Source organism: Bacillus silvicola (genome assembly GCF_050524305.1).
GTDB lineage: Bacteria > Bacillota > Bacilli > Bacillales > Bacillaceae_G > Bacillus_A > Bacillus_A cereus_AT.
In genome coordinates, this window is record NZ_JBNGVC010000013.1 from 975,260 (window position 1) to 989,995 (window position 14,736).

Genomic DNA, 14,736 nt, shown 5'->3' on the forward strand with positions numbered 1-14,736 from the left:
CACCACTTATTGGTTTTCTGCACTTTTCCTCTTTAATTTTCTACACACCTAAACAAAATTAAACTTTACAGTAAGATTGCTATCTAATCTGGTTATGTACCTAAAATATGTAGAAATCCACTTTTTGTGTATGTCATCTATATTACCCTACCATTTGTGGAGAATGAAAAAACACTGATTAAAGTTTCATTTCATTAAGAAGACTGTTTTGTAAACGTATCTTTTTGCCTCTGCTCAACAAGACGATCTAAAGAAACATATACAAAGCCTGCAACTACACACCCTACACTTAAAATTGTAAATAAGTAGTGACCAAGCAAACGATCCAATAGAAAACCACCAAGAAGTGGACCGAATGCGCTTCCTGTAATCCACTGCAAACTCGCCGCCCCCATATAGGTTCCTCTCAAATGCTCAGGGGCCAAATTCGCTACAAACGTCATCTGTACAGGCGACATAATCATCTCACCTAACGTATATATGGCATAAACAAACATTAATGTCATTAAAATAATTGTAGCATTTGTATCAAATTCTCCAAACCACTTCGGTAACCACCCTATAAAAAACAAACCAATTCCGAACAAACACGCACCGTATAACATCGTCTTTCCGACAGGTTTATCTGTCGCCCATTTTGAAATTTGAAATTGAAATAAAACAACTAATAGACCATTTAATGCCATTAAATATGGGTATGGATTATTGACTCCAAAAATATCCTTCATTTCGTTATCAAAGTGCAGCGGCAACATGCCTTCTGTTTGAGAGAACCCCATAGAAATAATGATCCCCGCTAACAAATAAATCATTAACGCCTTATCTCTCATTAAAATTTTCCAAACTGCTCCGGATTCCTTCTCTTTATTTTTTTCCGTCATATCCGTAATTTTTGGCATTGTTTCTTTAATAAGTACTAACACTAGTAGTGCATAAAACAACATAGCGGATGAAGCAATAATAAACACGAGGTTCTTTGATAAAACAACTACTGATGCTCCCATTATCGGTCCAATTGCAGCACCAATATTGTGTCCCATCCGCAATAAACCATATGCTTCTGTTCTTTTTTCTGGCGCCGTCACATCTGCAACCATCGCTGATGCCGCTGGGTGAAATAGCGAATTACTTAACCCTAAAAAAATAGATAAAATGGCATATGGAATAAACCCTTCTATAAATAAAAAACCGAGCATTAGTAATGCATTACTCGCCATCGAAAATATCATAATTGGCTTTCTTCCATATATATCGGCAATTCTTCCGCCTATAAGCGAGCCAAAACTTGCAGCTATTGGAGAAAGCGCCATAATGATTCCAACTTGTAATAAAGAATCTACCTTATCTTTTAAATATAGTGCAAAAAAAGGCATTAACATCATCATCGCAATTCCGTTCAATGTCTCACCGATAAACCGAATCCATACGTTACGATCCATCGCCCTTAACTCACGCCATGTATTTTTCATACTTCCACCCCCTTAATTAACCAACAATTATCTTATAACAGTTTCAGAAAAATGTAAATTTTCAAAATAAAAAATCCATTCTAACAGAATTAGAATGGATTTTTCCACTTATAAATTTGCTACATCTTCTTCTTTTTTACTATTATTTAGAGCACTATGCTTTCGGCTATATAAAAAGTAAACTGCTATGCCGATGACCATCCATACACCAAAACTAATCCAAGCTGTGCCGGATAACTGAAGCATTAAGTATAAACAAAAAATTACCGTTAACGCTGGTAAAAATGGTACGAGCGGCGCCTTAAACGCCCTTGGTAAATCAGGGTGAGTTCTTCTCATCACAATGACAGCAACAGCTACAAGTGCAAAGGCTGACAAAGTCCCCATATTTACAAGGTGTGCTAAAACATTTAAATCTATTAATCCTGAAATAAGCGCTGCGATAATACCTGTTGTCCATGTATTTAAAAATGGTGTTTTAAATTTCGGATGAACTTTAGCAAGACGCTTCGGCAACAATCCATCTCTGCTCATTGCATATGAAACACGAACTTGTCCATACATCATAACTAACATTACAGTTGTAATTCCTGTGATTGCTCCTACTGAAATTACTCCCGCTAAACTATCTTGTCCAATAAATTGAAGTGCAAAGGCAACTGGATCTGATATATTTAGCTGTCCGTATGGAACAATCCCCGTCAAAATAAGTGAAACAACGATATAAAGAACAGTACAAATTAATAACGATGCGATAATGCCGATTGGTAAATCACGTTGTGGACGTTTCACTTCTTCTGCAGCTGTTGAAACTGCATCAAATCCTATGAATGCAAAGAAAACTGTAGCTGCTCCAGCCATTACACCATCTAATCCAAATGGCATAAAAGGTGTCCAGTTTTCAGGTTTTACATAATTAAATCCAGCGAAGATAAAGATAAGAACAACTGCTAGTTTAATAAATACCATTATATTATTTACACGTGCACTTTCACGAACACCTCTAGATAAAAGAGCCGTCATAACTAAAATAATTAGAACTGCAGGTAAATCAATTATTCCACCCTTTCCTGTACCAGGTGCGGAGGAGAGGATAGTCGGAATGTGAATCCCAAATCCCTTTAATAAAGATTGAAAATAGGCGGACCACCCATTTGCTACAGCAGAGGTAGCTAGTAAATACTCAAGCATTAAATCCCATCCAATTAAAAATGCGAATACTTCCCCCATCGTCGCGTACGTATACGTATACACACTGCCCGAGACAGGAACTGAAGAAGCAAATTCAGCGTAACAAAATGCAGCAAAGGCACAGGCTAACGCAGCTATCGCAAAGGATAATATAATAGCTGGTCCAGAATGTTTCGCTGCTACCACGCCCGTTAGAACAAAAATACCGGTTCCAACAATTGCCCCGATTCCAAGCATAGTTAAATCCAGTGCGCCCAATGTTCTTGCTAACGTCTTTTGCTTACTTTCTTGCATTAACTTTGCAAGAGGCTTCTTTTGAAAAATTTGCTTCATAGCATGATCCTCCAAGTTTTAAATTTTCTGAAAATTTTTAATTCGCTTTTTTATTTTACTTATAACACTTTTTTCAGTCAATACTTTTGTCGAAATAAGTAGAAATCCTTCTGAATATGGACTATCCTTATCATTCTTTCTATATATCTTTCTATATTTTTTTTGGTATTATTATACATGTCGATTCCATAAAAGAGGCATGCTCCCTTAGTGAGCATGCCTCTTTTTACTTATTTCACAGTATATGAACCCTCTTCAATCCAGCTATACATATATTTTTCATCTTCCGTCTCATGTGCTTGTTTTACAATACGAAGCGGACGGAATGTATCTATCATAACAGCCAGTTCAAGTGTCTCTTTCTTCCCTATACTCGCTTCTGTTTTCCCTGGATGTGGTCCATGCGGAATCCCGCTTGGATGAAGCGTAATAGAACCTTCTTCCACTCCTTTTCGGCTCATAAAGTTTCCTTCTACATAGTACAGTACTTCATCACTATTCACGTTACTATGATAATATGGTGCCGGAATAGATTCTGGATGATAATCGTATAAACGCGGTACGAAAGAGCAAATGACGAAATTATGCCCTTCGAATGTCTGATGTACTGGCGGTGGCTGATGAATACGACCTGTAATTGGTTCAAAATCCTCCACATTAAAGACCCACGGATATAAATAGCCATCCCATCCAACAACATCTAGCGGATGGTGTCCTAAAACATGTTTATGCATATACCCTCTCGACTTGGTCATTACGATAAACTCACCTTTGTCATCATATGTCTCCAATTTTTCCGGACCACGAATATCCCTTTCACAAAACGGACTATGCTCTAACAATTGCCCATATTCATTACGATAGCGACTTGGTGTTGTAATTTGGCTATTTGCCTCTACAACAAGAAACTTAGTCTCTCCCTCATCTGGAATAACACGGTAAATCGTTCCAATTGGAATCGTTACATAATCACCTTTTCTATAGTGAATCGTTCCAAACATCGTCTCAATTTTCCCTGTTCCATAATGAACAAATAACATTTCATCGCCATCACCATTACGGTAGAAATAATCCATTTTTTCTGTTGGACTCACTACTCCAATTAATAAATCCTCATTCCCAAGCATAAAGTTTCTTCCGCTTATTGCATCACCAGTTTTTTTATTTTCTTTCGTGCGGAAATGGCGATGAGAAAGAGCAACATCCTCTTCATACTGCAACTGGCAAGAATGCGATAATGCCGCATGCGCTACTTCCGTTGGCATATAATGATGATACAAAATAGACTGCGTACCAGAAAAACCTTTTGTTCCCATTACCTGTTCACGATAAAGCGATCCATCCTTTTTACGGAATTGTACATGTCGTTTATGAGGTAGCTCCCCCATGTGACGATAATACATGCCCATCACCTGCTTCCATTTCTTTTTTGACCGTATTACGTAATGTACCTAAACCAGTAATCGTAAGTTCTACAACATCCCCATCTTGCAGCCACTCTTCTGTACCGAGTTCTAAAATACACCCTGTTCCTACTGTCCCAGAACCAATTACATCTCCTGGATATAACGTAACGTCTTCCGAGGCACGTTCAATCATTTCAGCAAATGTATAGTAAATATCTTGGAAGTTTCCCTTTGATAATATCTTTCCATTTACATGAGCAGTCATCTCTAAATCATAACGATCACCGTTACGATAAACGTCTAATTCCTCTTTCGTAACGAGATATGCTCCTAATGAAGTTGCAAAATCTTTTCCTTTCGCTGGACCGAGCCCCACTTTCATTTCTGTTGCTTGTAAGTCCCTTGCACTCCAGTCGTTCATAATGCAGTAACCCAAAATATACTCCTCTGCTTGCTCACGAGAAATGTTTCGTCCTTCTTTCCCAATTACGCAAGCAATCTCTAACTCATAATCAAGCTTTTTAGACTTCTTCGGACCAATAACAAAATCATCTGGTCCAATAACAGCACGATGATTCGTAAAATAAAAAACCGGGATATCATACCATTCAGGTACAACATCTAGTCCTCTACGTCCTCGGGCTGTTTTTACATGCTGTTCAAATGCATAAAAATCTCGAATGCTACTCGGATTAGGAATAGCCGCAGCGAGTTGTACTTCCTCTAAGGAATATATACCCTTTTCCGGATTCTTAATATTACGTACTACTTCTACATACTCATCCGCTTTCTCTAAAAAGGCGAACATCGAAGAAGGTAATTTTCCATCACTAGCAAGATTCATATCAATTACTTTGTCACCTTCAAGCCATCCAGCTCGCATTTCCTTCGAAGGTAGACGAAATGTAACAAGTTTCATCATGATTCCTCCCTATGAAAATGAAATTTCCACCAGCAAAGGACCTCTTGCTGGTGGATACAAATTCTATAAGTTTCCGCGACGCTCTTGTTCTCTTTCAATTGATTCAAATAATGCTTTAAAGTTTCCTTCACCAAATCCACGAGAACCTTTACGTTGGATGATTTCAATAAATAAAGTTGGACGGTCTACAATTGGCTTCGTAAAGATTTGTAATAGATAACCTTCTTCATCACGATCTACTAGAATCTTCAATTCTTTTAATTTATCAATTTCTTCATCAATTTTCCCCACTCGCGCAGTTAACTCATCGTAATACGTATCCGGCGTATCTAAAAACTCAACACCATTCGCACGAAGTACTTCAATTGTTTTTACAATGTCACTTGTTAATAAAGCGAGATGCTGTACACCCGCTCCATTATAGAATTCAAGATATTCTTGAATTTGTGATTTTCTCTTTCCATCTGCTGGTTCGTTAATAGGGAACTTAATACGACTTCCATTCGTCATAACTTTTGACATTAACGCCGAATACTCTGTACTAATATCATCATCGTCGAAATGGATCATTTGTTTAAATCCCATAACATTCTCGTAATAACTAACCCACTCTTCCATTTTCTCAACGTTACCAACTACATGGTCTACAGCAATTAAACCAGACTCTTCAAATGGAATATTAAACTCAACCTTTTGGAATCCTGGCATAAATGTTCCTTTATAATTTTTACGCTCTACAAGCGTGTGAATTGTATCACCATACGTACCAATAACCGCTTTTTTCAATGTACCGTCCTCATCTGTTAACTCCTCAGGTGGAGCAATCGCAACAGCGCCACGCTTCACCGCTTCAGAGTAGGCTTTATCAACGTCATCAACAAGTAAAGCCACATCTTTCACCCCATCACCATGAGTCTTTACAAACTCTGCAATACGGCTATCGCTACTTAAAGCTCCAGACACAACAAAACGCATATTTTTTTGCACAAGAACATAAGATACCTTTTCACGGTTTCCTGTTTCTAATCCAGAATAAGCTACAATTTTGAATCCAAATGCTCTCGCAAGATAATAACTTGATTGCTTTGCATTCCCTACGTAAAATTCCAAATGATCTACATCGCGTACCGGAAAAAAGTCCTCCATTTGTGCAGCTAGCGTATCCATAGATTTTTGTTTCATAAATTCCTCATCCCCCTGTAAATAGATTAAATGGTCCATAATTAAACCTAACCGAAAACGCTTCCAACATTCGTTAATAGAAATTAGTTAGCAAGCTAACAAATTCTGACCTTTAAAATTTTCTATCTTTTCTGTCAAATTCCTCTTTTTTTCTTACATATAAAATTCGACTTTTTTCTCTTTAAAGTAAAGGGGAACTATTAATACTTGGAGGGATATATAGAAGAAAACAAAAAAGACCCCAACATATTAACTACTTACTAATATGCTAGAGTCTTTATTTATTTTGAATGATTGTATTTATATGTCTCATACCAATACATTTGTAAGGAATATAATAAACGCTGTCAACACTGCTGCTCCACCTGCTGATACTAAAATATCCATTTTTGTTACCTGTAATACTTGTTCCTTGTTCATATTCCTCATTCTCCCTTCTTTTGTTTTTGTTACAAAATTTTTATTATACTAATACGCTTGAAAGAAATACGATTAATGCTGTTAATACTACTGCTCCGCTTGCTGATCCTAAGAAGTCACCTTTTGTTACGTTTAATACTTGCTCGTTGTTCATAATTTTCATTCTCCCTTCTCCTATTTTTGTTACAAAACTTCTATTATACTAATACGCTTGAAAGAAATACGATTAACGCTGTTAATACTACCGCCCCGCTTGCTGATCCTAAGAAGTCACCTTTTGTTACGTTTAATACTTGCTCGTTGTTCATAATTTTCATTCTCCCTTCTCCTATTTTGTCACAAAGCTTCTATTATACTAATACGCTTGAAAGAAATACGATTAATGCTGTTAATACTACCGCTCCGCTTGCTGATCCTAAGAAGTCACCTTTTGTTACGTTTAATACTTGCTCGTTGTTCATAATTTTCATTCTCCCTTCTCCTATTTTTGTTACAAAACTTCTATTATACTAATACGCTTGAAAGAAATACGATTAACGCTGTTAATACTACCGCTCCGCTTGCTGATCCTAAGAAGTCACCTTTTGTTACGTTTAATACTTGCTCGTTGTTCATATCATTCATTCTCCTTTTTTATAAGTTATCTATATGTAATTTCTAAGAAATGATTAGTTCATACTTTTTATGTTACCGTTACATTAAAATTAATTACGTAACGTTTGTAACATTAATGTAACATAACTATTATTACGTTGCAATATAATTACGTAAATTTTATTACACTTTTTTTACGTTTTTTTAATAAACACTCAAAAACCTTGTTTTAATGCGTTTTCCACTATGCCCACACTTGTAACACTAGTGTAACATTACGGTCATAAAGCGAAATATAATATTATTCATCTCTATTTTGTTACAAAACAAAGTGAAACTTTAATTAGCGAGAGTTCCATTCCCTACTAATTATTCCCCTTCACCAATCGGGCTTTTACTGGCAATTAATGCGGGATAAAATACTATCTTTCCAAGATAAGTTTATATGTTTCCTCTATATAACTATGTATAATGGAAACAAAGAGGTGGTCATTTTGAAATTAATCGCACTAGATATGGATGGTACACTACTATCATCTAATCTTGAAATCTCCAAAGAGAACTTACAAGCTATCCAAACCGCAAAAGAAGCTGGTCATATTGTAATGATTTGTTCTGGCCGCGCGAAAGAGGATGCTTTGAAATTATTGGAAGAATATAAACTATCTCTTCCAGTTGGAGCAAGCAATGGGGCAATCGTTTATGTGGATGGAAAAGTAATTAACTCGCGTTGTTTACAAAATGATAAAGTATACAAGCTTGCAAAGTTACTAGAATCTGAAGGTTTTCCATATAAGTTGTACACAAATAAAGGGGTTTACTCTCCTTATACATGGCAAGATCAGGTTATGCAGGCATTCGAAGAAAACAAGCATACACTAGATGTTACACTTGAAGAACTTGAAAGAATTACAGAAAAACAAAAGAAATCAAACCTAATTACTGATTTCCAAAAAATCGAAGATGTTGTAAATAATCCAGAATTAGAAATATCTAAATTCTTTATTTTGACATTTAATGCCGCCCATCGTTCGCAGCTATTACAAACTTTACAAGAAGATACGGATATTTCAGTTACCGCATCAGCTCCTACTAATGTAGAAATTATGGATAAGCATGGTCATAAAGGGAACGGCCTACAAGAAATGGCAGCTTATTTCAATATACCAATTGAAGATACTGTTGCAATCGGTGATAACTTTAATGATGTGCCAATGTTACAAGTAGCTGGCTTATCAGTTGCAATGGGAAATGCCGAAGAAGATGTAAAAAAACTATGTGACGTTGTAACATTAACAAACAATGAGCATGGTGTTGCTCATGCAATCGAGCAATTTGTATTGAAACAAACTTCATCTAGTAAATAAGAAAAGGACTCTTTCACTTTTGGAAAGAGTCCTTTTTTCACACATGGTGACAAGCAACAAAATGATTTTCACCTACATTACGAAATTCTGGTACTTTCGTTTTACAAATATCCGTAGCAAATGGGCAGCGTGTATGAAAACGACAACCTGACGGCGGGTTTGCCGGACTTGGAATATCCCCTTCTAGAATAATCCGTTCTCGCTTAACTGTTGGATCCGGTATTGGCACTGCCGATAACAATGCTTTTGTATATGGATGAAGCGGATTCGCAAATAACTCATCACGTGGTGCTGTTTCCACAATAGTTCCTAAATACATAATTCCAATTTTCGTACATAAGTGCTCCACAACACTTAAATCATGTGAAATAAATAAATATGATAATCCCTTTTTCTCCTGTAATTCACTAAACAAATTAATAATTTGCGCTTGAATAGATACATCTAATGCCGCAACAGGCTCATCAGCTACAATAAATTCTGGATCTAATACCATCGCCCTTGCGATAACGATACGTTGACGTTGCCCACCGGAAAACTCATGAGGGTACCGGTCAATATGATACGGCGCTAAACCACATAACTCCAATACTTCTATCACCTTTTCACGGACATTTTCTTTCGTCGCTAGCCCATGAGCCAACATTGGCTCACCGAGCGCTTCTCCAATTCTCATTCTAGGATTTAATGAGCTAAATGGATCTTGGAACACGAGCTGCATATTAGGACGATGCTTTCTCAGCTCCTCTTTTGATAAAGCATGAACATCTTGACCTTTAAACTTCACTTCACCTTCTGTTTTTTGAACGAGACGGAGAATTGTTTTCCCTATCGTCGTCTTCCCACTTCCAGACTCTCCTACTAGGCCAAACACTTCTCCTTTATCAATTGTAAAGCTTACCCCATCTACCGCTTTCACATGTCCAATCGTTCTACTAAATACGCCTCCCTTAATCGGAAAATACGTTTTTAAGTTCTTCACTTCTAATAATGGTTCACTCATTGCCCAGCACGCTCCTCATATAACCAACAAGCTACTTTATGATCCTCGTCATGCACATTAAGATTTGGCGCTTCATTTTTGCATATTTCCATGCAATGTTCACAGCGACCACTAAAGTAGCAAAACTCATCTAAGCCAACTAAATTTGGAACTTGCCCTGGAATAGAATAAAGTTTATCTGTTCGTTTCCCCATTACTGGTTTTGATTTTAGCAACCCCTGTGTATATGGATGTTTAGGATTTTGAAATATCTCTAGTACCGGTGCCTCTTCAATAACTTTTCCGCCATACATAACGACAACGTAATCGGCCATTTCCGCTACAACACCTAGATCATGTGTAATTAATAAAATGGACGTTTTAAATTCCTCTTTTACTTGTCTTAGTAAGTCTAATATTTGCGCTTGAATCGTAACGTCCAGAGCTGTTGTCGGTTCATCTGCAATTAATAACTTGGGATTACAACTAAGTGCAACAGCAATCATAATGCGTTGTAACATCCCACCACTTAGTTCATGTGGATAAGAATGGACAATTTCATCAGCGCGAGCTATACCAACTTTACGAATTAATTCAATTGCCTTTTTGTATGCTTCGTTTTTACTAAGTAGTTCATGCTCTCTTAACGTTTCTACAATTTGTTCGCCTACGGTGAAGACAGGATTTAGCGATGTCATCGGTTCTTGGAAAATCATCGCAATGTCATTACCTCGTAAACTACGAAGCTCTTTCTCTTTCATTCCTAAAAGACTTTTTCCTTCATAAAGAATATCACCACCAACGATACCGCCAGATTCAGCAATAAGTCCCATAATAGATAAAGCCGTCACACTTTTCCCGCAACCTGATTCGCCTACTACACAAACTGTTTCACCTTCTCGAACTGAAAAGCTAACATGATTAACAGCCTTTACTGTACCTTCTTCCGTCTGAAAATGTGTTTGTAAATCCTTTAGCTCTACCACTGCTTTACTCATGCTTCCTCACCTACCGCTTCATCTTTGGATCTAATGCATCACGAAGTGCATCGCCAAGTAGATTAATTGATACAACTGTTATAAAAATTGCAAAACCAGGTGGTATCCATAACCACGGGCGTTTTTGGAAATCGATTAATGAGTTTGCTGCGCTAATCATATTTCCCCAAGATGGTGTAGGTGGAACGACGCCAAGTCCTAAGTAACTTAGTGCAGACTCTCCTAAAATAGAACCAGCAACACCTAATGTTGATACAACAATTAATATCGGCAAAACATTTGGGATTAAATGATATACAATTTTCCGGTAATCTTTTATCCCGAGCACATCAGCAGCTTGCATAAACGATTGTTCTCGAAGTGATAAAATTTGACCTCGTACGAGACGTGCAAGTCCTGGCCAACCTACTAAACTTAAAATAATCATGATGACATAAAGACGGTAATCAGATGGTACTTTCCATTCTGATAAAATAGCTCCCATTATAATAAGTAAAGGTAATCCTGGCATCGACATTAAAACATCTGCAAAACGCATTATAATATTGTCAACGATACCGCGATAAAAACCTGCAATAGCTCCTAATAAAGCTCCTAATATTACTGATAAAACCATTGAAGCTAAGCCAATTGTTAATGAAATTCGTCCTGCTTGCATAAGCCTCGTTAAAATATCCCGTCCTAATTGATCCGTACCAAGCCAATGAGAAAAACTAGGTGGCTTGTTAATTAGCGTAACTTGTATTTTTCCTGATGCATACGGTGAAAAGAATGGACCGATAAAACAAAATAAAAACATAAAAACTAATGCATAAAATCCTATAAGTGCCATTTTATTTTTCTTTATCCTTTTAAAAGCTTGCCTCCACGGCGATGATTCATTCCGTCTTTTCTTTTTTGCCTTTTTCTCTGTAATTGCTGTAACAGTTTCCATCTCTTTCCCCCCTTACTTCAACCGAATACGTGGATCAACAACTGCATATACAACATCCGCTAAAAAATTTGAAACGATTGTCAAACAAGAAAGAAACATCGTAAATGCCATTAATACTGTATAATCACGGAAACTAAGTGCCTCTAATTGAATATTACCGATGCCAGGCCAGTTGAAAATTTGTTCAATAATAATTGCCCCTGAAAACAATCCCGGTAACTCAAATGCAAGCAATGTAATAGCCGGTAAAATTGCATTTTTTAATGCATGTTTATAAATAACAGTCTTCTCCTTTAAACCTTTTGCTCTAGCCGTTCGAATGTAATCTTGCCGTACAACTTCTAACATACTCGTTCTAAAATAGCGAGTTAGTGACCCTACTCCAAGCAGGGTTAAAATAAACACTGGTAAAACCATATGCTTTGAAACTTCTATTACGTAAGCAAGCCCAGTCGAATTACTACCAACATCAATCATCCCGCCTATCGGTAATAACTTAAAGTCAACCGCAAACACTTTAATTAAAAACAAACCGATAAAGAATGAAGGGAATGACATCGCTGCAAAGACACCAATTGTTACAAACTTATCGAATAAGGAATGTTGCTTTGTCGCTGAAAACACACCGATAATAAGTGCAATTAGCCAAATAAAGAACAATGCAATGATCGCAACAATAAACGAATTCCATATGAATTTATTTAATAATGATGTTACAGGTTCTTGATATTGAAGTGAAAAACCAAAGTCACCCTGCAATGCATTACCTAACCAATGAAAGTAACGCTCAACAATTGGTTTATTTAAACCATATAGCTCTCTAAGTTCCTCAGCTCTTTGCGGTGTAATCTTTGGATTTGAATCAATATAGTCACCTGGAAGAAGCGCGAACAAAAAAAAGATAATAACTGACGTACCCAACAGTGTAGGAATCATTTGTAACACCCTACGAATGATATATGTTTTCACCCTTTTTCTCTCCAATCTTATGCTTAAAATAGAAGAACATTTTTTCAAAACGGCACACTACTTGCCGAATGAAAAAATGTCTTCTACTTATACATTCTTATCGTTATTTTTCAATAGATAATACTGGTAAGTTTGAACTAATACTATTGTATTTTTCAGGGTCAATTCCTTTTATATTCCCGTTGTATCCTGTAATTGTTCTACGGTAGTTTAATAGAATTACTGGTGGGTCATCACTTAATTCTTTATACAATTCTTTGTAAATAGGTTTACGTTTCTCAATATCAACTGTCTCAATACCTTTTTTAATTAACTCATCAACTTTTGCATTTTTATAACCAAGACTCTCCTTATTAACACCAGATAAATATTCACCTGCAGTTTCACTCGGATCAGTTGTAATCGGTGTAGCAACAGAAGCTAAATCATAATCACCTTTATTTACCTTCGAAAGCATAGTATTAAAGTCCATAAATTCAGGATTAAATTCTACACCTATCTCTTTATAATTCTCTTTTGCAATTGGAATTAATAAATCACTATCTTTAGCCGAACTTGGGCCGAAATAAGAAAGCTTTAATTTTTGACCATCTTTTTCACGAACTCCATCCGAACCAACTTTCCATCCTGCTTCATCTAATAATTTTTTCGCTTTTTCTTTGTCGTATTCATATTTATTAACTCCTTCTTCTGTATAAGCCCAAGAAGTTGGATGAATTGGTACATTAGCTACCGTACCGTATCCTTTCAATGCTGTATCAACATATTTTTTACGATCTAACCCGTAAATAAGTGCTTGGCGAACCTTTTTATCTTTTAAGTACGGCTTATTATTATTCATATAAATATAGTTAAATGATGCGGCTGTTTCGATTTGAATGTTCGCGAATTGTAAACCTTTCGCCTGTTCAAGAATTTCATCACCAGTACCTAGGCCAGTATAGTCAACTTCGCCTGTTTGGAACAATTGGAGTTTTGTATCACCAGCAGTAATTTTATAAATGAAGTTTGGAATTTTCGGCTTACCTGCATAATAATTTTCGTTTGCTACAAAACGAACTTCTTGACCTGGAATATACTTTTCAAATTTATACGGCCCCGCAGCTATCGGTTTTCCATATAACTCTTTTAAATAATCTAAACTTGTATTTTGTTTATAGTCTTTTCCATAATACGCTTTTGATAACACCGGTCCACCTAAAGCAGTTAGTGTCTGCGAATTAACTTTTTCAGTCGTAATTTTAATTGTCTGTGGATCAACAACTTGAATTCCTTCAATAGAAGTTGCTTTTCCTTCTTTATATTCTTTACCACCTTTAACAGCATATTGAGAGATGTCTATTTCGCCTTCATATGCCTTATCATGTAAAAGCGCCAATGTGAACGCTACATCATCCGCTGTTAATGGCGAACCATCACTAAATTTTAAATCTTTACGTAAATGGAATGTATATGTTAACTGATCAGAAGAAACATCCCACTTCTCAGCTAATTCTGGAGTTGGCTTTCCTTGTTTATCTGTCGATACAAGCGACGCAAAAATGACAGAAGTTACATTTCCATCCCAACCATTTTGCTGGAAGTATGGTAAAAAGACACCACCCGGTTTACTAATCCCAACAACTAACGTGTCTTTTCGATTTTTTGCTTTATCGGGTACTTTCGTCTTATCTGTAGCAGCAATCTTTTCGATTTTTATATTTTTTAAATCTTGCTGTTTAACTGGTTCTGTAGAAGCCGTATCTTCCTGTCCCCCGCAAGCAGATAACACAAACGAACTACTCAATAATACTGAAAATACACCAGCCCATTTTTTTGTCTTTTTCTTCATTGTCCCCACCCTAACTTTTTTTAATAATTACACTTTATGAACTGCTTGCCTTATGTATGCCTCCCACAGCAACATTTATAGCCAATCGGAAAAGTCGGTTTTGAACGTAAAAAAAGATGTTTTTGAGGGGTAACAATC

16 protein-coding genes are annotated in these 14,736 nt (G+C 36.5%); 1 reads left to right on the top strand and 15 read right to left on the bottom strand.

The window, feature by feature from the left end; genetic code table 11:
- Positions 1-194: 194 nt before the first annotated feature.
- The 10 genes from ACP6L7_RS27105 to ACP6L7_RS27150 all read right to left on the bottom strand — a co-directional run bounded on the left by ACP6L7_RS27105 (position 195) and on the right by ACP6L7_RS27150 (position 7,538).
- Entirely contained in the window at positions 195-1,469 is a 1,275-nt protein-coding gene (locus tag ACP6L7_RS27105; RefSeq protein WP_097831062.1) for an MDR family MFS transporter, read from the bottom strand.
- A 108-nt stretch (positions 1,470-1,577) separates the two neighbouring features.
- The gene (bcaP, locus tag ACP6L7_RS27110) at positions 1,578-2,993 is read right to left on the bottom strand and encodes a branched-chain amino acid transporter BcaP (RefSeq protein WP_097831063.1); all 1,416 of its coding nucleotides are present in this window, start codon (positions 2,991-2,993) and stop codon (positions 1,578-1,580) included.
- Positions 2,994-3,223: 230 nt separating this feature from the next.
- Positions 3,224-4,396, bottom strand: a complete 1,173-nt coding sequence (locus tag ACP6L7_RS27115; RefSeq protein ID WP_097831064.1) for a homogentisate 1,2-dioxygenase — start codon at positions 4,394-4,396, stop codon at positions 3,224-3,226.
- The gene (locus ACP6L7_RS27120; protein ID WP_097831065.1) at positions 4,362-5,318 is read right to left on the bottom strand and encodes a fumarylacetoacetate hydrolase family protein; all 957 of its coding nucleotides are present in this window, start codon (positions 5,316-5,318) and stop codon (positions 4,362-4,364) included. Before ACP6L7_RS27120 ends, ACP6L7_RS27115 begins: the two co-directional genes overlap by 35 nt.
- A 66-nt stretch (positions 5,319-5,384) precedes the next feature.
- Positions 5,385-6,503 (bottom strand): 4-hydroxyphenylpyruvate dioxygenase, encoded by a 1,119-nt coding sequence (gene hppD, locus ACP6L7_RS27125; RefSeq protein ID WP_097831066.1) that lies wholly within the window; start codon positions 6,501-6,503, stop codon positions 5,385-5,387.
- A gap of 309 nt (positions 6,504-6,812) precedes the next feature.
- Entirely contained in the window at positions 6,813-6,923 is a 111-nt protein-coding gene (locus ACP6L7_RS27130) for a DUF3948 family protein (RefSeq protein WP_002113412.1), read from the bottom strand.
- A 43-nt stretch (positions 6,924-6,966) separates the two neighbouring features.
- Positions 6,967-7,086, bottom strand: coding sequence for a DUF3948 family protein (locus tag ACP6L7_RS27135; RefSeq protein ID WP_002074222.1), 120 nt, complete (start codon positions 7,084-7,086; stop codon positions 6,967-6,969).
- A 34-nt stretch (positions 7,087-7,120) separates the two neighbouring features.
- Entirely contained in the window at positions 7,121-7,231 is a 111-nt protein-coding gene (locus tag ACP6L7_RS27140) for a DUF3948 family protein (protein WP_001058532.1), read from the bottom strand.
- A 42-nt stretch (positions 7,232-7,273) separates the two neighbouring features.
- A complete protein-coding gene (locus tag ACP6L7_RS27145; protein WP_002074222.1) occupies positions 7,274-7,393 on the bottom strand; it encodes a DUF3948 family protein in 120 nt (39 codons plus the stop codon).
- A 34-nt stretch (positions 7,394-7,427) separates the two neighbouring features.
- Complete coding sequence (locus ACP6L7_RS27150; protein WP_001058532.1) at positions 7,428-7,538, bottom strand: DUF3948 family protein; 111 nt, start codon at positions 7,536-7,538, stop codon at positions 7,428-7,430.
- 473 nt (positions 7,539-8,011) lie between these two features.
- On the opposite strand from ACP6L7_RS27150, the gene ACP6L7_RS27155 reads away from it, so the two are divergent.
- The gene (locus ACP6L7_RS27155) at positions 8,012-8,884 is read left to right on the top strand and encodes a Cof-type HAD-IIB family hydrolase (protein WP_000766416.1); all 873 of its coding nucleotides are present in this window, start codon (positions 8,012-8,014) and stop codon (positions 8,882-8,884) included.
- Between the two features lie 37 nt (positions 8,885-8,921).
- Here ACP6L7_RS27155 and ACP6L7_RS27160 read toward each other — a convergent pair whose 3' ends face one another.
- From ACP6L7_RS27160 to ACP6L7_RS27180, 5 genes are all read right to left on the bottom strand, one after another.
- A complete protein-coding gene (locus ACP6L7_RS27160; RefSeq protein ID WP_097831223.1) occupies positions 8,922-9,887 on the bottom strand; it encodes an ABC transporter ATP-binding protein in 966 nt (321 codons plus the stop codon).
- On the bottom strand, positions 9,884-10,864 hold the full coding sequence (locus ACP6L7_RS27165) for an ABC transporter ATP-binding protein (RefSeq protein ID WP_097831222.1): 981 nt from the start codon (positions 10,862-10,864) through the stop codon (positions 9,884-9,886). Before ACP6L7_RS27165 ends, ACP6L7_RS27160 begins: the two co-directional genes overlap by 4 nt.
- 10 nt (positions 10,865-10,874) lie before the next feature.
- On the bottom strand, positions 10,875-11,798 hold the full coding sequence (gene opp4C / locus ACP6L7_RS27170; RefSeq protein ID WP_097831221.1) for an oligopeptide ABC transporter permease: 924 nt from the start codon (positions 11,796-11,798) through the stop codon (positions 10,875-10,877).
- Between the two features lie 12 nt (positions 11,799-11,810).
- Complete coding sequence (locus tag ACP6L7_RS27175) at positions 11,811-12,767, bottom strand: ABC transporter permease (protein WP_141533375.1); 957 nt, start codon at positions 12,765-12,767, stop codon at positions 11,811-11,813.
- A gap of 103 nt (positions 12,768-12,870) precedes the next feature.
- Positions 12,871-14,598, bottom strand: coding sequence for an ABC transporter substrate-binding protein (locus tag ACP6L7_RS27180; RefSeq protein ID WP_097831220.1), 1,728 nt, complete (start codon positions 14,596-14,598; stop codon positions 12,871-12,873).
- Positions 14,599-14,736: the final 138 nt, after the last annotated feature.